Source organism: Bacillus sp. EB01 (assembly GCF_000613125.1).
GTDB lineage: Bacteria > Bacillota > Bacilli > Bacillales > Cytobacillaceae > Bacillus_D.
The window spans coordinates 2118951-2140529 of sequence record NZ_HG964497.1 but is presented as its reverse complement, the minus strand read 5'-3'; the positions used below and the strand labels follow the sequence as shown (position 1 = coordinate 2140529).

At 41.5% G+C, this 21579-nt stretch carries 17 protein-coding genes; 11 read left to right on the top strand and 6 right to left on the bottom strand.

The genetic code is table 11. The features are described 5' to 3' along the window. The first annotated feature begins 22 nt into the window (after nt 1–22). The 3 genes from murB to trhO all read left to right on the top strand — a co-directional run bounded on the left by murB (nt 23) and on the right by trhO (nt 2247). The gene (gene murB / locus TY16_RS09610; protein ID WP_043931663.1) at nt 23–928 is read left to right on the top strand and encodes a UDP-N-acetylmuramate dehydrogenase; all 906 of its coding nucleotides are present in this window, start codon (nt 23–25) and stop codon (nt 926–928) included. Between the two features lie 18 nt (nt 929–946). After that, a complete protein-coding gene (locus TY16_RS09605; protein ID WP_043931662.1) occupies nt 947–1192 on the top strand; it encodes a YuzB family protein in 246 nt (81 codons plus the stop codon). A 92-nt stretch (nt 1193–1284) separates the two neighbouring features. Beyond that, on the top strand, nt 1285–2247 hold the full coding sequence (trhO, locus tag TY16_RS09600; RefSeq protein ID WP_043931661.1) for an oxygen-dependent tRNA uridine(34) hydroxylase TrhO: 963 nt from the start codon (nt 1285–1287) through the stop codon (nt 2245–2247). A gap of 565 nt (nt 2248–2812) precedes the next feature. On the opposite strand, the gene TY16_RS09595 is transcribed toward trhO, so the two are convergent. Next, nucleotides 2813–4291 carry an alkaline phosphatase family protein gene (locus tag TY16_RS09595; RefSeq protein WP_043931659.1) on the bottom strand — a complete coding sequence of 493 codons (1479 nt, stop codon included), beginning with the start codon at nt 4289–4291 and terminating at the stop codon, nt 2813–2815. Nucleotides 4292–4465: 174 nt separating this feature from the next. Here TY16_RS09595 and TY16_RS09590 point away from each other — a divergent pair, with 174 nt between their 5' ends. Then, nucleotides 4466–5212 carry an endonuclease/exonuclease/phosphatase family protein gene (locus tag TY16_RS09590; protein ID WP_043931657.1) on the top strand — a complete coding sequence of 249 codons (747 nt, stop codon included), beginning with the start codon at nt 4466–4468 and terminating at the stop codon, nt 5210–5212. 46 nt (nt 5213–5258) lie between these two features. Continuing rightward, nucleotides 5259–5825 (top strand): YkoP family protein, encoded by a 567-nt coding sequence (locus TY16_RS09585; RefSeq protein ID WP_043931656.1) that lies wholly within the window; start codon nt 5259–5261, stop codon nt 5823–5825. A gap of 41 nt (nt 5826–5866) precedes the next feature. Here TY16_RS09585 and TY16_RS09580 read toward each other — a convergent pair whose 3' ends face one another. Beyond that, nucleotides 5867–6715 carry a metallophosphoesterase gene (locus TY16_RS09580; protein WP_197028378.1) on the bottom strand — a complete coding sequence of 283 codons (849 nt, stop codon included), beginning with the start codon at nt 6713–6715 and terminating at the stop codon, nt 5867–5869. Between the two features lie 95 nt (nt 6716–6810). Between TY16_RS09580 and TY16_RS09575 the strand changes: the two genes are divergently transcribed. Beyond that, nucleotides 6811–7950, top strand: a complete 1140-nt coding sequence (locus TY16_RS09575; protein ID WP_043931655.1) for an MGDG synthase family glycosyltransferase — start codon at nt 6811–6813, stop codon at nt 7948–7950. Between the two features lie 101 nt (nt 7951–8051). Beyond that, complete coding sequence (locus TY16_RS09570; RefSeq protein ID WP_043931653.1) at nt 8052–8663, top strand: superoxide dismutase; 612 nt, start codon at nt 8052–8054, stop codon at nt 8661–8663. A gap of 318 nt (nt 8664–8981) precedes the next feature. Here the strand turns inward: TY16_RS09570 and TY16_RS09565 are convergent, their stop codons facing one another. Then, nucleotides 8982–9617 carry a helix-turn-helix transcriptional regulator gene (locus tag TY16_RS09565; protein WP_043931652.1) on the bottom strand — a complete coding sequence of 212 codons (636 nt, stop codon included), beginning with the start codon at nt 9615–9617 and terminating at the stop codon, nt 8982–8984. Nucleotides 9618–10204: 587 nt separating this feature from the next. On the opposite strand from TY16_RS09565, the gene TY16_RS09560 reads away from it, so the two are divergent. From TY16_RS09560 to TY16_RS09545, 4 genes are all read left to right on the top strand, one after another. Continuing rightward, the gene (locus tag TY16_RS09560) at nt 10205–11695 is read left to right on the top strand and encodes a peptide MFS transporter (RefSeq protein WP_043931651.1); all 1491 of its coding nucleotides are present in this window, start codon (nt 10205–10207) and stop codon (nt 11693–11695) included. Nucleotides 11696–12474: 779 nt separating this feature from the next. Beyond that, on the top strand, nt 12475–14241 hold the full coding sequence (locus TY16_RS09555) for an ABC transporter ATP-binding protein (RefSeq protein WP_043931650.1): 1767 nt from the start codon (nt 12475–12477) through the stop codon (nt 14239–14241). Further along, nucleotides 14228–15997, top strand: coding sequence for an ABC transporter ATP-binding protein (locus tag TY16_RS09550; protein ID WP_043931649.1), 1770 nt, complete (start codon nt 14228–14230; stop codon nt 15995–15997). Before TY16_RS09555 ends, TY16_RS09550 begins: the two co-directional genes overlap by 14 nt. Nucleotides 15998–16838: 841 nt before the next feature. Then, nucleotides 16839–17585, top strand: coding sequence for a L,D-transpeptidase family protein (locus TY16_RS09545; RefSeq protein ID WP_043931648.1), 747 nt, complete (start codon nt 16839–16841; stop codon nt 17583–17585). A gap of 214 nt (nt 17586–17799) precedes the next feature. On the opposite strand, the gene TY16_RS09540 is transcribed toward TY16_RS09545, so the two are convergent. From TY16_RS09540 to TY16_RS25170, 3 genes are all read right to left on the bottom strand, one after another. Continuing rightward, nucleotides 17800–18174, bottom strand: coding sequence for a helix-turn-helix domain-containing protein (locus TY16_RS09540; RefSeq protein WP_043931647.1), 375 nt, complete (start codon nt 18172–18174; stop codon nt 17800–17802). A 25-nt stretch (nt 18175–18199) separates the two neighbouring features. Further along, complete coding sequence (locus tag TY16_RS09535) at nt 18200–18853, bottom strand: hypothetical protein (RefSeq protein WP_043931646.1); 654 nt, start codon at nt 18851–18853, stop codon at nt 18200–18202. Nucleotides 18854–18920: 67 nt separating this feature from the next. After that, entirely contained in the window at nt 18921–21449 is a 2529-nt protein-coding gene (locus TY16_RS25170; protein WP_052342667.1) for an EAL domain-containing protein, read from the bottom strand. Nucleotides 21450–21579 lie beyond the last annotated feature (130 nt).

Below are 21579 nucleotides of genomic sequence, written 5' to 3'. Positions count from 1 at the left end.
CTTTATTTTCAGAGGTGCAACGATGGATAAAATTATTAGCATATTAAGCGAAAACATAAAGAACGAAAATATTTATAAGAATGAACCAATCAGAAACCATACGTATACAAAGCTTGGCGGGAAAGCGGATATTTTTGTAACACCTGAAACAGTCGGGGAGCTACAAGCTGTATTGCGAACGGCCAAAAGTCTTGGACAACCTATAACAATTCTTGGCAGCGGTTCGAATGTAATTGTCCGGGATGGCGGAATCCGGGGTATTGTAATTGGAATGGGTAAACTAAATTCCATATCGGTCAATGGCAACCGGATTAAGGCGCAGAGTGGGGCGCAAATTATAGATGTATCAAGAATTGCCCTCAAGCACAGTTTGACTGGGCTGGAATTTGCATGCGGAATTCCGGGCAGTGTTGGCGGAGCGCTTTATATGAATGCGGGTGCGTATGGAGGGCAAACTGCTGACGTACTCGTTCAGGCGACGGTGATGGATAAAGATGGCGTCGTCCATTTTTTCAAAAAAGAAGAAATGGGCCTTGGTTATCGCAAGAGTATATTTATGGAAAAGGATTACTTGATTGTTGAGGCGGAGTTTGAGCTTGAGGCTGGAGATTCTTCTGAAATTAAGGCGAAGATGGATGAGCTTACGGAAGCCAGAGAGTCGAAGCAGCCCTTGGAATATCCTTCGTGCGGCAGTGTATTCAAGCGGCCTCCGGGTTATTTTGCCGGCAAGCTGATTCAGGATAGTGAGCTGCAGGGCAAGCGGATTGGCGGAGCGGAAGTTTCCAGGAAGCATGCCGGGTTCATTGTGAACATTGATGATGCGACTTCTGGTGAATACCTTGATTTGATTGAGTTTGTCAGAAGGACGGTAAAGGAAAAGTTTGATGTTGAGCTGGAGACAGAAGTAATTGTTTTGGGGGAAGACTAAAGAAGGGAGTAGCCGCTCATGGGAATTGTCATCATTGATATATGCGACAGTAATTGGATTAATCAGCTGGATATTGAAGAGATTCTTGAGAAGGAGTACCCTGAGGTGGCTGTACTCCGCAATGATTGCCTGAACTTCTGCGGGATGTGTGCGCGCAGTCCATATGCGATGGTGAATGGAAAGCGGATTTTTGCCAAGACACCAGAGGAATGTCTTGTTAAAATCCGCGAGCAGATTGAAAAGGAACTGGCTGCATTTCAGTAGTATTGAAAAATAATTGATTTTCTTATAAAATGGCTTATTAGAGTGTTATCACCATCCAAATAGTATTAATAGATAGAAGGAGTTTAAAATATATGCAAGAACAATATAGAGTTTTATTGTATTACAAGTATGTTCATATTGAGAACCCAGAGGAATTCACTGCTTCTCATTTGAAGTTTTGTAAGGAGCTCGGGTTGAAGGGACGGATTCTGATTGCTTCGGAAGGGATCAACGGTACTGTTTCAGGTACGGTTGAGCAGACGGATGCCTATATGAAGGCAATGAGGGAGGACCCCCGATTCGCTGATATGTTGTTCAAGATTGATGAGTCAGAAGGACATGCGTTTAAAAAAATGCACGTACGCCACCGCAGTGAACTTGTGACATTGAGGCTAGAGGACGATGTTGACCCGAATCAGGTAACCGGCCAGTATTTGAATCCCCAGGAATTCTACGAGGCAATGCAGGACCCGGAAACGGTCGTTATTGATGCGAGGAATGATTATGAATATGACCTTGGCCATTTCCGTGGAGCGATCCGTCCGGATATTAAGGCATTCCGTGAGCTTCCGGACTGGATTCGTGAACATAAGGACGAGCTTGAAGGTAAGCGTGTGTTGACTTATTGCACAGGCGGAATCCGCTGTGAGAAGTTTTCCGGCTGGCTTGTAAAGGAAGGCTTTAAGGATGTCGGCCAGCTGCATGGGGGTATTGCGACGTATGGCAAGGACCCCGAGGTAAAGGGCCAGCTTTGGAACGGGAAAATGTATGTATTCGATGAGCGGATTTCTGTTCCGATAAACCAGGTCGAGCACGTGGTTGTCGGCAAGGATTATTTTACTGGCGAGCCATGTGAGCGCTATGTAAACTGCGCGAATCCCGAGTGCAATAAGCAAATCCTGAGCTCAGAGGAAAACGAGCATAAGTATTTACGTGGCTGCACGCCTGAATGCAGGGTTCATCCGCGCAATATGTATGTTAAGGAACACGGGCTGACCGAGGAGCAGTGGGCCGAGCGCTTGCGCGCACTTGGTGAAGAAGTACCAGTTCGATAAAAGGCATAAAAAACGGCTGTCCGCAATGGGCAGCCTTCTTTATTAGTATGGTAATAAAACTGAATGAGAGTGGGTATCTTTTATCGATAAGTTGATATTCATAAGTCGATGAATGACAACTTGGGGTTGTCGAGGCAGTGGAATGTCATTCATAAAGCCGATGAATGACAACTTGGGGTTGTCGAGGCAGTGGAATGTCATTCATAAAGCCGATGAATGACAACTTGGGGTTGTCGAGGCAGTGAAATGTCATTCATAAAGGCGATGAATGACAACTTGGGGTTGTCGAGGCAGTGAAATGTCATTCATAAAGCCGATGAATGACAACTTGGGGTTATCGAATCTGTGAAATGTCATTCATAAAGGCGATGAATAACATCCCGGGGTGCCATGTCGGCGAAATGTTATTCATAAAACTTTTTTTAATATAAGATCAAGGTTGTAAAAACATAAATGCCGTACCATGAGCGCGTAAGTAGTCAACGCACTATGGCACAGCATTTTTTAAAATTGGGGTTTTTGTAGTTTTTCTCAATCTGGTACCAAGAAGAGTATTTTCTCATTATTAAATGAGAGTAAGCAGCCATTTCTTAAGGTCGACAATTCGCATTTTATCCGGGGAAGAATCTGTCCCGGCAATAATCATTGGAACGATGCTATCCTGTTTATGCAAGCCGCCGTGACCTGCTCCTCCCAAGTGTAAGGGTGACCCTTCCCCTGCAAGTTCGTACCCTGGCATTGCGCTGACCACTAGGAAGTCCCCCTCGTGAGAATATAGGGAGCTATATAGCCTTGCCAAGGCATCTGGATAGTTTCCGTAAGAAATGAAACCGGATTCCAATTTTAAATTCAAAATTGATGGTTCCCCTTTAAGTTGCCAGCTCTGGCCGTATTCATCCTGGTAATCTCCATTTGGCCTGAACCTTAATTCCCCTTCACACTGTGTTGATTTCACCATAATATCACCACCATGTTTCCAGGCTATGATATCGATTCTTTTTTCATTGTGCAATTCCTGAGCAAGCATCTCAAGGGGTAACGATTCAAGATTGTTTGAATATACGTAGGCCATCCTGTCGTTCACTGCAAGGATAACTTGATCAGAAGGTGTAAGGCCTTTTCTTAGCCCCATAATTTTAAAAGAATGTAAAGCCTTTTTTAGATCAACGACTGCCTGGGAACGCTTCGGGTGTACCCATGCCTGGCCATTGTCACCCATCGCAACCCAGACATTTTCCTCCAAAGCCCTATTCCAATCGCCGTATAAATCCAGTAACTTCTGTATTTGTTTATCTGCGTTTTTAATTCCCTTTAAATCCATCCTTCCGTTTTTGTGAATTCGCTGGTCAAGGTCTGGCAGATAGACTAGTGAAAAAGAGGGGAGGTGTTTAGATTTAATTAAATGTTCTAGCTGCTGGACAGAGGATAAGTCGTTTACGCCACCCTTCTGCCAAAAATGCTGGTTCCGGTTTGATGGTGAAAGCTTTGCAAACCTTCCATATGAAAAATACCTAGGAGCATGTATCTGATTCGTTTTAATTTTTGCAATTGCCTTTGCGAAGCGGGGAATATCGAATGTTTGAAGAACGGGCCCGCGAAAAACGAGGGCGTTGATAGAGGCAGATTCCAACCCCTTCTTTTCCAGATCCTCATGGATTGTAGTCACTTTTTTGCTAATATGCGCTTCATTCATATTGAATAACAAATCTTCTACTGCCTGGCCCAGACCGAGTTTGAGGAGCTCTCGATAGTGGGTTCCGTAATTAACCAATCTATTTTCCTTCTTGCAGAACCAGACCAAGCCGGGAATCTTGTGTTCATGGCAGTATGTACCTGTCAGAAGAGTTGTATCCACATTTACCGACATGGTCGGAAATGGAGCAACAAGATTGGGATAATAGTTACCCTTTTCCGCCAAAAACTTCATTGCAGGAGCCATTCCAGTTTGCATAGCTTCCCTCAGAGGCTCATCCATCAATGTATCGACGATAATCATGATAATTGGTTTAGCAGGATGTTCCCCGCCGTTTCCAACAGTTTGCATAGCCTTCACCTATTTCCTGCTTTTTCTTAATATGTTTCTCAATCGCTTAAAACAAACGGACAAAATTTTAAAAAGGTAATCAATTCCTTCAACAAATTATTGAATGGGAATAATAATCCTCCATCTAAGTGAAAAGATATAGAGGGGAATAACATTTAACCAGGAAGGTGCAGCGTGGATTTTAAGGTTTTGACTTTCAATATTCATCATGGCATCGGTGTCGATAAAAAGCTCGATTTGATGCGGATCGCCCAACTATTAAAAAGTCTGGATGCAGACATTATCGGTCTCAATGAAGTTGACCGTTTCTTTTCCAAAAGGAGTGATTTTGAGGACCAAGCGCGATTTTTGGCAAAGGAATTGAATTATGAACACATATTTGGGCCGGCTGTAACGATGGAAGCTATGGACAGGGAGGAAGCGAGGCAGTTTGGTAACGCGCTGCTTACTCGATTCCCAATTATTGATACGAAGAACCACCCGTTTGACTTTTTACCAAAAGTCACTGAAGACCGGGCGCTTCTTGAGGTAGAAGTGGATACCGGAAACCAGGGATTAAAGGTTTTCGTTACGCATTTAAGCCTTGCCCTTTTTCAGCATAAAAAGCAATCTTCCTTTATTCTTCAAAAAGTCAGTGCTGCAGAGGGGCCTGCGCTTGTGATGGGGGATTGGAACATGACCCCTTTTTCAAGGACGTGGAAGGCTGTAACTGAGCAGCTTACAGACGTATGGGCGGATGTTCATTCACGCCTTTCTGGGGGAAATACTTTTCCGTCTAGAAGGCCTTTCAGGAGGCTGGATTACATTTTTATCAATCAGTACCTGGAAGCTGTTAGTTGTGGAGTGGTAACAAGTAAAAGGGAAATCTCAGACCATCTTCCGTTTATGGGAACCGTACGATATGCCGACAGGGAGGAATGACTTTACCAAAGATTAGAATGAATCTTATTATTAGGGGATATTGAAGATGAAACAATATATTATTTCGATGTGGACTGTATTGGATCCTCTGTATTACACGTTTACGAGGCTGACCTATGTATCAGATGAGTTGATCAGTGAAAATATTTTCCGAGTCAGATTAACAAAGTATAAAGGCAGGGATTTGATCCTTTCAGATGGAGTTCTAATTAAAAAGAATGATTTGATGGTCAAAATCCACTTACATAATGTCAGGCTGTTAAAAGAACTTTATCAAATCGAAAGCGATATAAAAAGGGTGAAGAAAATTTACAAGCTTGTTGAAAAATCCTTGCCGGGGGTCCAAACGTATATATACAATCATGAGCGTTCAGGAGAAATCAAAGGAATCGTAGGTATTACAACTTTATGTACCGGCAGTGAACGGTTGGGGTTCGAGATTTCTTCCATCTCACATCCTTTATATAAATGGTTTAAGTGGATGACCTTTTTGCCAATTTCCTTTTTGTCATCTAGCAGCTTTTCGCTTAAAAAAATGCTTAAAAAGTCTCCTCCTGGCTATTTACTCATGTCAAAGGATAAACTGTACAAGCTTTACAAAACCTATGATTAAATGGCAAATAAAAAAGACTGTCAACAATCGTTGACAGTCGATTAAACAGCGGCATGCTCTTCAATAGCAGCAGATGGAAAGGAAATATAGTGAAAAGTTATTTCGGGGCGGCTGCCAACACGGATGTTCACACCAGTTTGGCCAAGTCCTTCATTGATATAAAAAGGTTTCCCATCATGGTGGTGTAGTCCTTTAATCATGTTCATTCGTACAAGCTTGCCCATTTTTACAAGATGATAGGCCTTAGGATAACAAATTTGTCCGCCATGGAAATGGCCAGCCATTAAATAATCATATTGATACTCCTTCATATGAAGGACAATATTGGGGTCATGAGTCAGAACAATAGTTGAGAGACTCTGATTAATTTGAGAATATGATTCCTTCAAATTACTCCGGCCGGTACTGAAGTCATCAATGCCAATGATGTTAACTAGTTTCCCATTAATAGAGATAATTTTGCTTTCATTTTGAAGGACAGTAACGCCATTCTCCCTCAAGGTGTCCCTTAAACGCTGAAAGTTTTCGCCGCGAAGAACATAATCGTGGTTTCCAAATACAGCAAACATACCGTATTTTGCGTTTAATTTGTCTAATGCTTTTAAATAGGGACCTAGCTTATCAATTGTTCGTTGGCGATCCAAAAAGTCGCCGGTTAGCGCAATTAAATCTATTTCCTCTCCTGCCAGTTGGTCATATAACTGCTTTGGAGAAATTGAGATATTTTCAAGATGAAGGTCGGATAATTGCAAGATAGTCAAAGGAGAATCGGGGTTCGAATGGCCGCCGATTTGAATTTTATTAATAACGACGTTCCTTGTATTCATGTATGCCCGATAAATAACCCAAAATAACAAGAAAAATATAGCTGTAATAAAAATCATATTCATGAGGTTCACCTCCGTCCTTGATTATACAGCGGATAAGGGCATAAGGACCAAGGGAATTGATGGAACTAAATGTGAAATTTACTAGAGGTGAGGTTTTGGAAAAGGCATCTAGCAGCAAAAAAATATTGTTTTTGCCATTCCTGCAAATCCCTTCAGGGCATCACCAGGTTGCCAAAGCTTTAATTGACGGAATCCAATTGAAGCATCCATCTGTTCACTGTGAAGTAGTGGATATCCTTTCCTATAGCCTTGGAAAGGCAGAAACTGTCATTTCTTCCTTTTATCTTGGGTGGATTAAGCGTTTCCCTCGAATTTATAGCACTGTTTACCACTGGAATGTATACAAGAATCTTGAAAAAGAAAAACGATTCTGGATATACGAAATGATTTTTCTCAATGCCATGAAAAGGCTCCTAGAAGAAAAAAAACCAGACTTGATTGTTTGCACCCACGGCCTGCCTTCATATTTGCTGAATCATTTAAAAGCTGGCGGGGATTTATCGACACCTGTAATCAATGTTTACACCGATTTTTTTATTCATAAAGTGTGGGGCAAGGCACATATTGACTTTCACTTTGTTCCCACCCAGGAGACAAAAAAATACTTGGTCGAAAAAGGGGTTATGGAAGACCGCATCTACCTAACCGGTATTCCGGTCCATCATGAAATTTCGCGAAACGGTCCTTTCGCACAAGATTACCCTATCAAACCATTGACAGTACTTGTTACAGGAGGGAATCTTGGGGTAGGAGCGATAGAGGACCTTATATTAAAAATAGGAAATGAGCCAAGCGTCAATTATTTAATTCTTTGTGGCAAAAATAAAGCTCTCTTCCAGAAAATTAAAGAGCTTAATAATAACAATATCGTACCGACTGACTATATTTCCTGCAGACAAGAAATGAATGCTTTATATGAGAGGGCAGATGCAATCCTTACAAAACCCGGTGGAGTGACCATTAGCGAATGCATCGTTAAAAGAAAACCTATCTTCAATTATCATGCATTGCCCGGACAGGAAGAAATCAATTTGAATATTCTAAAAAAGTTAGGCTTAATATATGAATTGAATTTATCTAAACATGATCATTTGTCAATAGACGAACAGCTGAAAGTCTTTTTTAAGGACAATCAACATCTGAGTATGTATCATAGCAAGGTAAATCATTATCTTCAGACCATATTGCAAAAAGATGCAATGACCATTCTGGAGAAATTGGTGTTTGCTAAATAGTAAATCCGATTATCTTTTTATACTTTTTAGTTGAAAAAGTATAACCTCAATTTTATAATAAAATCGTATGCAATATATATACTTATAGGAGGAATTGGATAATGGCTAAATTTGAATTACCGGCATTGCCCTATGCAAACGATGCCCTTGAACCACATTTTGATGCGCTAACAATGGAAATCCACCACGATCGCCATCATGCTACATACGTAAATAATTTAAATGCCGCGCTTGAAGGAAACGAAGAGCTTGCAGGCAAATCAGTTGAAGATTTGATTGCAAACCTTGATGCGGTACCAGAAAATATTCGCACAGCAGTACGTAACAACGGCGGCGGCCATGCGAACCATAGCCTGTTCTGGACACTTCTTTCTCCAAACGGCGGCGGTGCGCCAACAGGTGAAGTAGCTGAAGCTATCAACTCGGCGTTCGGCAGCTATGATAATTTCAAAGCTGAATTCACAAAAGCTGCGACGACTCGTTTCGGTTCCGGCTGGGCATGGCTTGTTGTTGATAATGGTCAACTGGCTGTTACAAGCACTCCTAACCAGGACAGCCCTGTGATGGAAGGCAAAAAGCCAATCCTTGGCCTTGATGTGTGGGAGCACGCTTACTACTTGAAGTACCAGAACAAACGCCCGGATTACATCGCTTCATTCTTCAATGTCATTAACTGGGATGAAGTGAACAAGCTTTACGCTGCAGCAAAATAAGTACCAATAAGCAAAAAACCACCTTCAGCATCGTCTGAAAGTGGTTTTTTTACTTTTATATCAAAGCTTAATATACGCAACTATGGACAGCTTCTTATCGAGTTTGTCAACGTCTAGCTCCAGCGCCTACGCGTGCGCAAACTTCAGGTCTCCTTCCTACAATAAGTCATCATCGAATCGCTGTCGCTCTTCGTGATTCCTTTATCTCAGTCGAAGTCCCTCCATTTTGTACGGCGATGACCACAAAGGAAAGCTTCTGAGAATAATCACCGCAGGGACAGGCGGGGTATGCCTGTCACGAAGGCGCCTCCGCTTTTGTTAATGAAATTTTATCCTGAATTTGCAGTGGTCGTCGGATTCGGTTTTGCAGCTAACTCTTTGGATATCCTCAGTGTTGAGAGCATTCCGGAGCATTCTTGTTTCGCATCGGCAAGCTTCCTTGTGCTGATTTGCAACTGCCAGGATCGGGCAATTGTATTCAAACAATTCATAGGTATGTTCATCAACCTGTACACCGGCAGCCATATAGCCCTTCTCGTTTTGAATGGAAACAAGTTCACGAATCTTTTCAGGATTCGATTTATCTGCAAGCCTTACCAAGTATTCGCGAGTCAGCCTTTCTTCCCGTTTTTTAAAAAGATCCTCTACGGCGTTCTCTCCATACATGGCTTGTATATCTTGAAGAAATTCAAGCGTTATTCCCTCATAGTTTTTTGGAAACAGACTTTCGCCTTTAGTTGTCAGTGTATAAATCTGCAGGGGTCTGCCCATTGGCTGCTTAAAATCTTGAGACTGGATAAGGCCATCGCTTTCAAGTCCGTTCAGATGCTTCCGGACAGCCATATGAGTAATATTCAACTGTCCGGTTAAATGTGCAACTGTCATGGATGCTTCCTTTTTCAAAAGCTCCAGAATCCTGTCTTTTGTTGATTTTCTGGCCTCTTTCAAATGCATGATTTGCCTCCCAACTCCCTGTGAATCAGCTGCTTGAGGTTAAATTTGTAATAATTATACTATAAAGTATAAAAAATAAGAAGAAGAGGGGAGCAATCAAGAATTATCAGAGTAAATCAAGATGATAATCCAGAAAGTTCCTTTTTAAGGTTTAACAGTCATATCCTTAGGGAAAATCTAGCAGGGTTATATGGCCTTCTGAAGAAGTCAAAACTTCTAGAAAGTATGATTTACTCGACGTTCTTGCTCTAAAGAGAGGCCAAAACTTCTAGAAAATACAACTTACTGGGTAGTATCAATTCTTTGAAAGGATCAGAACTTCTCGAAACTATCCTTGACGCTACAGCTCTCGGAAGGGAGTAGAATTTTTATAAAATATTGACTATAGATACGGATGATAGTTACTGAAGATTCAAAGTTGAGAGAATCTTATCAATATAATTATTATTTTCAAAAAACTTTCTTTTTAATTAAGAAGCCTGAAATATCAGCTTTTTTCCATCAAAATCAGATTATTACCAAAAAGATGTTTTGACAACCTCTATAGTAAAAAAGTATTATTGGGTAATATGAGGAGGAGAAAGAAGATGTCAAACTATAATAAACAGAAAATTGTGGACAGTGTTCCGCAAACAGGCTTCTTTGGACATCCAAAAGGCTTGTTTACACTTTTCTTCACAGAATTCTGGGAGCGTTTCTCATATTATGGCATGAGGGCAATCCTCGTTTTCTACATTTACTATGAAACTTCCCAAGGCGGCTTAGGCCTTCCAGAAAAAACTGCACTAGCGATTATGTCCATCTATGGTGCCCTTGTTTATATGTCGGGTATTATCGGTGGCTGGCTGGCTGACCGAGTATTTGGTACATCAAAAGCCATTTTCTATGGTGGTATTTTGATTATGTTTGGTCACATTGCCTTGGCAATTCCGGGTAGTGTCGAATTGTTCTATGTTTCCATGGTACTTATTATCCTTGGTACTGGTTTATTGAAACCTAACGTATCGTCGGTGGTAGGTGACTTGTACTCGGAAACTGATGATCGCCGTGATGCTGGCTTCAGTATCTTCTATATGGGTATTAACATGGGTGGTTTCCTAGCTCCGCTTATTACAGGCCACTTTATGAAAACCAGCTTCCACCTTGGTTTTAGTGTAGCAGCAGTAGGTATGTTCTTCGGTCTTCTTCAATTTTATTTCACAAAGAAGAAGAACCTTGGCCTTGCAGGTACAATCGTACCGAATCCGCTTCTGCCTGAAGAAAAGAAAAAAGTTTATACTTATATCGGGATTGGTGCAGCCGTCCTATTAGCAATCGTTCTTATTGGAGTTCAAACAGGCAGCTTAACAATTGTTCGCTTTGTAGATATTGTAAGTATTCTCGCACTACTTATCCCAACTATTTATTTTATTGTTATGTACCGCAGCCCTAAAACAAATTCCGACGAACGTTCACGTTTGCTTGCATACATCCCGCTGTTCATTGCTTCGGTAATGTTCTGGGCTATCCAGGAGCAGGGGTCAACGATTCTTGCAAGTTATGCGGATAAGCGTACTGACTTAAACTTTGCTGGACTTGAAATTTCACCAGCATGGTTCCAGTCGCTAAACCCATTATTTATTATTTTCCTTGCGCCGGTATTTGCCTGGATGTGGGTGAAGCTTGGCAAACGCCAGCCTACCATTCCGCAAAAGTTTTCCTTGGCGCTATTGTTTGCCGGAATGTCCTTCCTGGTCATTCTGCTGCCAGGTTACCTGACTGGTACTGAATCACTGGTTAATCCGTTGTGGCTTGTGCTGAGCTATTTCATCGTTGTTATCGGTGAATTACTGCTTTCTCCAGTCGGTTTGTCAGCTACTACAAAACTGGCACCAGCAGCATTCTCTGCACAGACAATGAGCCTTTGGTTCTTATCAAGTTCAGGCGCACAGGCACTAAATGCGCAGTTGGTTAAATTCTATTCACCTGAAAACGAAACTTCTTATTTTGGTCTTATTGGTGGAGCGTCTATTCTTCTTGGGATCTTGCTATTCATTATCGCTCCGAAGATTCAAAGTTATATGAAAGGTATCCGTTAAGGACAAAAGCGGAAGCGCCTTGCTCATCACCGTACAAAATGGAGGGGTTTCGACTGAGATAAAGGAATCACGAAGAGCGACAGCGATTCGATGATGACTTATCGTAGGGAGGAGACCTGAAGTTTGCTAGGTGATAGGCGCTAGAGCTAGACGTAGGTGCCGCCGATAATTAATCTATCTATAATCGCGAAAATGTAACGCCCGTTCTTCCCTTTGGAAGGCGGGCGTTTTTTTGTTGATTAAAATTTAAGTCCCCCAGTCTCAGTACGTCTTAACAAAATAGAATACAAATGTGGAATTTTCTTCTAGTATTTCCCTTTAGCCTATAGTAGAATGGATGACACGGAATTTTTCTTTCGAATTCCGTAATATTACATACATAACGTTCATATAAGGGGTGAGTAGGGGTTTTTTTATTGTCTAGCTCCAGCGCCTATCGCCTAGTGTCCTTCGCTCTCCGCCCTACGATAAGTCAAGCACGAATGCGCTTTCGCTCTTCGTGTTTCCTTTATCTCAGTTGGAGAGACTCCACAAGGAATGCTTCGGAAGGATAGGCATCGCACGAAGAAAAAGCGATAGCTTTTTCGAGGAGGTCATACGGCGCCGGGCACAAAGGAAAGCTTCTGAGAATAATCATCGCAGGGACACAAAGGAAAGCATCTTCGAATTAACATCGCAGAGACAGGCGCACTTTGCCTGTCGCGAGGCGGTTTTTGCCTGTCACGAAGGCGCTTGCGCTTTTCTTAGTTCACGGAGTGCTTAAAGGGGGAGGAAAAGATATGCATAGCATTCGCTGGATTTGGGGGTATCTTAGGGAGTTTAAAGTTAGATTCAGTCTTGGCCTGGTAATGGCTGTTCTGGTTACAGGCCTGAATTTGGTCAATCCATACATTGCGGGGCGAATCATCGATAACGTCATCATTGGCAATGAAAGGAATTTGCTTTTCTCACTCATCGCCATCATGATTGGGGCCACTATTCTAAAGACCTTGATCCGATATACGTATCAATTGGTTTTTGAACGGATTTCGCAAAATGTTGTATATACGATCAGGAACAACCTGTACGATAGGCTGAACCTGCTCGATTTTTATTTTTACGACAAAACGAAGACCGGCGATATTATGGCAAGAATGACCGGGGATATGGAAATGGTCAGGGCATTCACCGCCTGGTCGATTTATATGATTTTTGAAAATGCAGCGATTCTCTTGTTTGCGATCATCTTCATGTTCACTATTCATCCGCAGCTTGCATTGGCGATGCTCGCAATTACCCCGGTGATCGGCTTCTTTGCCTACAGGCTGACCTATGCGGTTGGGCCGACATTCTCGGAAATCCGAGGACAGTTTGCCAAATTGAATTCAGTGGTTCAGGAAAATATAAGCGGTAATAGGGTTGTAAAGGCATTTGCAAAAGAACCCTATGAAATCGAAAAGTTTACCGTTGAAAACGAAGGCTACAAGGAAAAGAACCTTACATCTGCAAAAGTCTGGGAGAAATTTCTGCCTGTGCTGGACTCGCTTGCCGGTGTATTCACCGTCGTCATGATTCTTGTTGGTGGAATTATGGTTATTAATGATTCTTTAACCCTTGGTGAGCTGGCCACGTTCAACGGTTTAATATGGGCTTTGAACAATCCGATGCGGATGGCAGGCTGGCTGATTAACGACGTTCAGCGATTTATTGCTTCTGCTAAAAAGGTTGAGGAGCTTCTTAAGACTCCTGCGAAAATCGTAAACGCGATGAAAGGCAGGGAAGAGCAGGTTAAAGGCTTTGTCGAATTCAACCATGTTTCATTCAGCTATGGAGATGAAGATGTGCTTTCGGACGTGACCTTTAAGGCTGAGCCCGGACAGACGGTCGGGATTATTGGTGCAACCGGATCGGGAAAGTCGACACTTGTAAATTTACTGCATCGTTTTTATGATGCCGACAGCGGTGAGGTTAAGGTCGACGGGCTAGATGTGAGAAAATGGGATATTCATAAGCTCCGTGAACGGATGGCAATGGTCATGCAGGATATTTTCCTATTCTCGGATACGATTGAAGGCAATATCGCCTATGGTAATCCGGATGCCCCGTTTGAAGCAGTCAAGGAGGCAGCAAGGATAGCCGAGGCTCATGAATTCATTGAAGAGCTCCCGGAAGGCTATGACACGATTGTCGGCGAGCGGGGTGTCGGATTGTCGGGCGGCCAGAAACAGCGGATTGCCTTGGCCAGGGCAATTTTAAAGAATCCTTCAATATTGGTTCTCGACGATACAACATCCGCAGTTGATATGGAGACCGAGCTGCGTATCCAGGAAACGCTGAAGAAGATTTTGGTGGGAAAAACGTGTTTTATTATTGCTCACCGAATCTCATCGGTTAAGGATGCTGATTTAATTCTTGTGATGGAAAAAGGCAGGATTATAGAGCGGGGTACCCATGAAGAATTACTGTGGGCTAATGGGTATTACCATCAAGTGTACGTAAACCAGCATGGCGGCCTTGAAGCCGTTGAAGGCGACAGGGAGGTGGTGTATCAGTATGGCGCGGAATAAGTTCGATGTGGATGAGGAATTGGAATCTCCATTCCAGCTGGCCCACTTTAAACGGTTGATGGTTTTTGTCAAACCGTATAAAACAAAACTGCTTTTAGCTGTCCTGATTATGCTGATTGCAAGTACCGCCAATCTTGTGGGGCCTTATCTTGTAAAAATGGCAATCGATGATAAAATTCCATCCGGGGATATTCCAGGTTTATATCTTCTTTCAGGCATCTACCTGCTAGCGCTTGTGGTGACCGGAATATGCATGAAATTCCGGATCAGGATTATGACCCAGACCGGACAGAGCATCATCCGCGACATTAGACGGGATTTATTTACCCATTTGCAAAATCTGTCCTTTTCTTTTTATGATAGCAGGCCGCATGGCAAAATTCTTGTCAGGGTTGTCAACTATGTTAATTCGCTGAGTGATTTGCTTTCGAACGGCATCATCAATGTTATTACCGATTTGTTCAGCCTGATTGTGATTGTAGGGTTCATGATTTCAATCGACCCGCAGCTGACACTGTATGCGCTGGCCGGCTTTCCAGTTCTTGCTGGTGTGATTCTTCTTTTGAAAAATGCCCAGAGGAAAGCATGGCAAAGTGTCAGCAACAAACAATCCAATATGAATGCCTATATTCATGAAAGCATCAGCGGTATTAAGGTGACCCAGGCTTTCTCAAGGGAAAATGAAAACAAACAGATTTTTAGCGGAGTCTCGGGAAACTACCGGACATCATGGATGAAGGCGATTAAAATTCACTTCCTTTTGTGGCCTGCGATTGAAAATATCTCGGTGCTGACCGTGTCATTCATCTATATTGCCGGGGTTTCAATGATCGGAGACGGAGTCACTGTTGGGTCTCTGATTGCATTTGTCGGTTACATTTGGATGTTTTGGACACCGCTTGCGAATATAGGAAACTTCTATAATGCAATTATTAACGCCATGGCTTATTTGGAACGAATTTTTGAAACGATGGATGAAAAACCCTCGGTGGTGGATGCTCCGGGCGCGAAGGAGCTTCCGGAAGTTAAAGGTCATGTTTCATTTAAGAATGTTACTTTTGCATATGATGAGGGAGGACGTGTCCTGGACAATGTCAGTTTTACGGCTGAACCCGGTGATACTATTGCGCTTGTGGGGGCGACTGGTTCAGGAAAAACGACAATCGTTAGTTTGTTAAGCCGTTTCTATGAAAGCACCGATGGGAAGGTTGAGATTGATGGAATCGATAGCAGAGGGGTAACCATTCAGTCGCTGCGCAGGCAGATGGGGGTCATGCTCCAGGACCCTTTCATTTTCTCAGGGACTATTATGGACAATATTCGCTACGGGCGGCTGGATGCAACAGACGAGGAAGTCATCGAAGCAGCCAAAGCAGTGCAGGCGCACGAGTTTATCAGTTCACTAAAGGATGGATATAATACTGAAGTAAATGAGCGAGGTACCAGACTATCAACCGGGCAAAGGCAGCTGATTTCATTTGCTAGGGCGCTGCTGGCCGACCCAAGGATCTTGATTCTTGATGAAGCAACATCTTCCATCGATACGGAAACCGAACTTGCGTTGCAAAAAGGGCTGGAAACGCTTTTGTATGGGCGGACATCTTTCATCATTGCCCATAGGCTCTCAACGATCAAAAATGCAACAAAAATTCTGTTCATTGATAAGGGCCGCATAGCTGAAGAAGGAACTCATGAGGAACTCCTTCAGCGCCGAGGACTGTATTGGAGACTTCACGCTTCACAAAAAGCAGTTTGATTTTTTAAAAATTTGGTTTTCGTTAAAGATTTGGATAACCAAGTGAAAGTACCCAATACCGTGTATTGGAAACGTTTTGGGTTCTAGAAGCAAGTGAATGTGCCCAATACCGTGTATTGGAAACGTTTTGGGTTCTAGAAGCAAGTGAATGTGCCCAATACCGTGTATTGGAAACGTTTTGGGTTCTAGAGGCAAGTGAAATGTGCCCAATACCGTGTATTGGAAACGTTTCGGTTTCTAGAGGCACGTGAAATGTACCCAATACCGTGTATTGGAAACGTTTCGGTTTCTAGAGGCAAGTGAAATGTACCCAATAACATGTATTGGTAACGTTTCAGGACTATAAGTAGGTGAAATGTACTCAATGGTGTATTGATGACGTTTCAATTTTTGAATCTGATGTCTACCCTCTGTACGCTGTGTAGTTGAGTGCTTTCTTGTTCGATTAATAAGGAAAGGAGTGTCCCGGATTACGCAAGGGACACTCCTTTTTTGTATGCACTAATCTTTGCTGGCAGGGTATGCTTTGCCTGCTTTAATTAGAAGTTCTATTAAACCCAATCCTCCACACATCTAACATCCTTCAACCAGTGTATTAAAACTTTCACCACAATATGCGTAAACCCTTCAATAAATTGGCAGGTTTTGTCAGAAAAAGAAGAATGAAATTTTTTCTAATTTAGTTAATTTCATGTAACAATTATTACGAATAAAAGTCTATTAAGGTGATTACGTTTTATCATATGCAGAAATTTGTTTACTTTAATGCACTCATTCTTACACCATATTTACTTATAACTGCATAGGATAAAATGTCGTGTGAATGAAGGGGGATTGGGAAATGAAAAAAATCATGATTAGCCTAATGCTGTTGTTTTCGATTGTACTTTTTGAGGCACCAGCATTGGCAGCGGGGCCGGATGAATTCATTATTATCAATAAAGCCACTAACAAACTGGCATACTATGATAATAATAAACTTGTAAAGACCTTTAAGGTCGGTACCGGGCGAAAGGCTTCATATACACCAGAGGGCAAGTTCAAGGTTGTTAACAAAATAAAGAACCGGCCTTATTACAGCGCGAATATACCTGGCGGTGATCCTAGAAATCCACTGGGTAACAGATGGCTAGGTCTGAATGCAAGGGGCACATGGGGAACGACTTATGCCATTCATGGCAATAATAATCCCTCCTCGATTGGCGGCTATGTCAGCGGGGGCTGCATCCGCATGTATGATAATGAGGTGGAATGGCTATTCTCCAAAGTGGAAGTAAATACACCAGTCGTAATTACTACTTCTAAAAAATCCTTTGATTCGATTGCAGCATCCTATGGTCTGAAGGGAAAAGGCGGTACTGCCCCTGTTTCAGCTGCACCAAGCTCAATTCTGAAAAAAGGAATGAAGGGTCCTGAGGTTAAGCAGCTGCAATCCATCTTAACAAAAAAGGGCTATAGCACGAAGGGAATCGACGGGGTATTCGGTCCTGCAACTGAAGCGGCTGTTAAGAAGTTTCAAAAAGCCAACAAGCTAAAGGCTGATGGAATCGTTGGGAGTACCACTAAGAAAAAACTTGGTATGAAATAACTAATAGACTTACAGGATAGTAGAAAGGGGGGCACGATGCACTCCTTTTCTTTTTAGTTACAATGATTATCGTTTTTTTATTGATTAACATCTAATGGAAAAACCTGTATCAACAATCTGAATTATTAGTGGTAAAACCGAAATGGTGCAGGGATTTAAAGTGATGTGGTAAATAGCATGTGAAAAGGGGACTAAGCTATTAGTCCCCTGGAGTTTACCCAAATTTCTTGTCCGACTTTTGTTTGGATTTTTTCTCAGCAATCGTTTCTAAGAAATCTCGGATATAATGAAGTTCCTCTTCACTTAAAGGCACCCCATCCCAATGCAAATCTCCCTTTGACAGAAAGGTTTTAGCGTTGTGGCTTTGGTCCTCTTCAGTGCCTTGTTGGTCTGTTAAACACAATAAATAATCAACTGATACGTGATAAAAATCAGCAAACAAACTAATTTTATCAAGAGACGGTTTTCTGAACTCAGTTTCATACCCTGCATATGTTGATTTTGCAACCCCGACGATCCTTGCCGCGCTTTCAAGGGTCAATTGGTTTTCCTTTCTCAGCGCTCGCAGTCTTTCTCCATATCCGATCATTCAATCACCTTTTAGCATGACATTATTAAAGACTAGAAGCATCTTTCAGTTTAGTCAATAATAAATTCTTTATTTCTGCCAATTTTCCTTCTATTAATGTATTATATTCCGATACTAAAGTTATTTCCTTCATGGAGAAATTCCGGACGTGCTTGGATAATAAGGCGGTGTGCCCGATTTGTATTCCATTGTGCTCAAGTGGTACGAGGCAAAAAGCATTATATCCGCTTCTTATCAAGTCCTTTTTGTGGTTAAGGGAAATAATATCTTCGCCTCGATCCAAATTTGGGATTGCAATCGCATTTTTTACGTAAAGTGGTAGATCATCGCCTTCAGCAATATCATTGCTCACTTTTAACCCATTTGTGTATTCATTATAGGCGGGATTAATCGTACTAGTTGCACCGTTCCATAATTTCTGATCTTTTTCATCATATAAATAAATGCTGCATGAAAGATCTTTGAATTTTCGTTCCATTATTCCTGTAAAATCATTCAACATGAATTTGGTTTGGAAAGCGATATACTCGTTTTCACCTATCAGCTCGTGCAGATACAGGTTTTTGAAAAGCAAAGATAAGTCATTCTTAGTGCGCAAATAAGGCTCCATGTTTTTAATAAGGTTCCTTACTTCCTTCGTAAGTTTATAATTTTGTAACGACTGGGTGATTTTCTCCATAGTTTAAATCCTAAAGGCAGGTTCTTGCGTCGCCTAGGAATCCCCCTTTTGTTTGGAAAATAAATTACTAGCTTTCTAGTAAATCGTTTAATACTTTCTCCTGAGATTGATGTACAAAGCTTATCCCATAATGAAATTTATCTTTAACCTCTTGTTTCCATGCAATTGTTCCAGTTAAGGTAATGGGTCTGTTCGAAATTTCAAAGTCGAATTGAAAGATATGATCCTTCCGGAGTGGCAGGTTCATGCCTGTAACAAACTTCAACCCTCCTAATCCAATGTCCATAACATCTACATGTGAACCTCCAACCTGGACTGGTTTTCCCCCGACTGAAATAAGTGAAAGCACTGCAGATTTAGGTGGAGAAAACTGGATTCTTTTATGTACTCTTCTCTCCGAAGTGGAAGAAGGAGAGGAAAAAGTTTTTTCGGGCTCAAGGTATTGCTTCTTCAATAAATTCTCAAAGTCACGGATTGCAACAGGCCGACTAAACAAATAACCTTGAATTTCATTACACTCCAAGCCTTTCAGAAAATCTAATTGTTCAGGCGTTTCAACCCCTTCAGCGACCACATTCATATTCATGCCTTGTGCAAGAGAAATCATAGCCTTGGTTATAAGCTGATCCTGAGGAGACTTCGTAACATTATCGATGAAAGACTTATCAATTTTTAATGTATCGACTTGAAATTGTTTTAAATATGTTAAGGATGAATAGCCTGTCCCGAAATCGTCTAGAGCTACCCGGATACCAAGTTTTTTTAACGATTTGATAGCACTGTCTACCGCTTCTTTATGTTTAATTATTGCAGATTCCGTAATTTCAAGCTCAATAAGATGGCTGGGTATTTGATGGTCAGCTAAAATTTGCTCTAATTTGTTAACCCAATCAGCCTTAAGGAACCGTTTTGATGATACATTGATAGAAATAGGGACTACCGGCAATCCATTTGCTTTCCAATCCCTTAAAAAGGCACATACCCTTTTAATGACGAAATCTCCTATTTGCAAAACAAGGTCAGTCTCCTCAGCAATAGGAATAAATTCTCCAGGTGAAATCATCCCCCACTTAGGATGATCCCAGCGGATTAGTGCTTCAGCACTGAGTATCCTTCCTGTTTTCGTATCTATTCTTGGCTGGAAGTGTAAAAATAACTCTTCCGTTTTAATGGCATTCCGTAAATCACTTTCGATAATAAACTCTTTGTAGTTACCAATATTTAACGAAGGCGTATAAAGATGAAAATCATTTTTCCCTTTTTCTTTTGCTCGGTACATTGCAGCAGATGCTTTCTTTATCAATGTATCTGAATCACTCCCGTCAAACGGATACATGCTGATCCCGATACTGGCTGTGATATGCAAATCAAATCCATCAACTGAAAAAGCAGAACTCGTTGTAGAATTGATAATGTTTTTCGCTAGACCTATCGCATCATGAGCGCTTTCTATATCCCAAAGGGCAAATGCAAATTCATCTGAGTCGAGCCTCGCTAGAAGGGAAGAACGATTGCTTAACCTTGATACCCTTTCCGAAAATTGAATTAACAGCTTTTCAGCAATCGTTTGGCCCAGAGTATCAATGATATTTTGAAAACGGTCCAAATCCACAAATAAAATTGAGAATAGCTCTTGGCCTGCTTTTTTCTGGGCAATAGAGGTCTCACATAGGGACTGTACTTTTTCTTCTAATTTTTTTCGATTAGGCAGGCCTGTTAATTGATCATAATGGGCATGATATAAAATTTGTTTTTCATATAGTTTCTGTTTTGTAATATCAGACATGATTCCATCTATTCGGACAAGTGTTCCATTTGGGGCCAAAATAGGGATTGTATGGCCGTCAATCCAACGGACTTCGCCAGACTTATGAATGATCCTGTATTGATGGTTATGTTTCAGACCTTTTATTAAATTAGGCTGCAAGCTTTTGAAGTAATCCAAATCTTCGGGGTGAACAAGGGACTCCCATGAAATCGACTTTATTTCACCCGGGCTGTAGCCTGTGATGGCCTTGATGCCTTTCGAAATAAAACTAATTCTTTCTTCACCTATATCAAAAGACCATATGGCAGCGTCGAGATTATCATATATATAATGAATACTTGGGGTACTATTAAATAACCTATTCTCTACTGTTTTCAATTTGGACTTATCTTGAATTATCCCAACACTGGAGGGATCCTCTGGGTTATTTTTACTTTCAGTTGAATCTAGAACAATAGCGCACACCTTAACCACTTTGTTTCTTTCGTCAAACAGAGGGATGCAAGTAATGCCTACTGCAAGTAAATATCCTTTTTTATGCCTGATTGTTGCCGTATAATGCTGGGCTTTACTTTCTAAAACTATTTTTCTATGTAGTTCGTTCCTTTCATGATTGTTGTCAAGAAAGAGAGTAGCTACCTCCATATCAGTCGTTTGGAAACCAAACAGATTCGTTGCTGCTTTATTAAATGTTAAAACACGCCCAAATCTATCCAAGATAAAAACTGCATTTGTTAGTTCTCCAAATATTTCTTGAAAATCCTTGTCCAACATGGTGAAACTAGAATTCAATGGTGATTCCTTACTTGACTTTTCAGGGAAATTCATAAAGGTGCTAGTTCCTCCTTTGGACTTATGACTATTGGGGTTACTAGTTATTTGCTGAGATTCATTAATCATCTAGTCATTGCTGGTAAGATAACTAGTTATTTTGTTCTCATAATGAGAACTTTTTCCT

Coding starts and splice junctions, on each gene's coding strand:
- TY16_RS09545 (WP_043931648.1), top strand. CDS start 16,839: ATGAAAAAAATCATGATTAGCCTAATGCTGTTGTTTTCGATTGTACTT.
- trhO (WP_043931661.1), top strand. CDS start 1,285: ATGCAAGAACAATATAGAGTTTTATTGTATTACAAGTATGTTCATATT.
- TY16_RS09585 (WP_043931656.1), top strand. CDS start 5,259: ATGAAACAATATATTATTTCGATGTGGACTGTATTGGATCCTCTGTAT.
- TY16_RS09595 (WP_043931659.1), bottom strand. CDS start 4,291: ATGCAAACTGTTGGAAACGGCGGGGAACATCCTGCTAAACCAATTATC.
- TY16_RS09565 (WP_043931652.1), bottom strand. CDS start 9,617: ATGCATTTGAAAGAGGCCAGAAAATCAACAAAAGACAGGATTCTGGAG.
- TY16_RS09580 (WP_197028378.1), bottom strand. CDS start 6,715: ATGAATATGATTTTTATTACAGCTATATTTTTCTTGTTATTTTGGGTT.
- TY16_RS09535 (WP_043931646.1), bottom strand. CDS start 18,853: ATGGAGAAAATCACCCAGTCGTTACAAAATTATAAACTTACGAAGGAA.
- TY16_RS25170 (WP_052342667.1), bottom strand. CDS start 21,449: ATGAATTTCCCTGAAAAGTCAAGTAAGGAATCACCATTGAATTCTAGT.
- TY16_RS09605 (WP_043931662.1), top strand. CDS start 947: ATGGGAATTGTCATCATTGATATATGCGACAGTAATTGGATTAATCAG.
- TY16_RS09560 (WP_043931651.1), top strand. CDS start 10,205: ATGTCAAACTATAATAAACAGAAAATTGTGGACAGTGTTCCGCAAACA.
- TY16_RS09555 (WP_043931650.1), top strand. CDS start 12,475: ATGCATAGCATTCGCTGGATTTGGGGGTATCTTAGGGAGTTTAAAGTT.
- TY16_RS09570 (WP_043931653.1), top strand. CDS start 8,052: ATGGCTAAATTTGAATTACCGGCATTGCCCTATGCAAACGATGCCCTT.
- TY16_RS09550 (WP_043931649.1), top strand. CDS start 14,228: ATGGCGCGGAATAAGTTCGATGTGGATGAGGAATTGGAATCTCCATTC.
- murB (WP_043931663.1), top strand. CDS start 23: ATGGATAAAATTATTAGCATATTAAGCGAAAACATAAAGAACGAAAAT.
- TY16_RS09540 (WP_043931647.1), bottom strand. CDS start 18,174: ATGATCGGATATGGAGAAAGACTGCGAGCGCTGAGAAAGGAAAACCAA.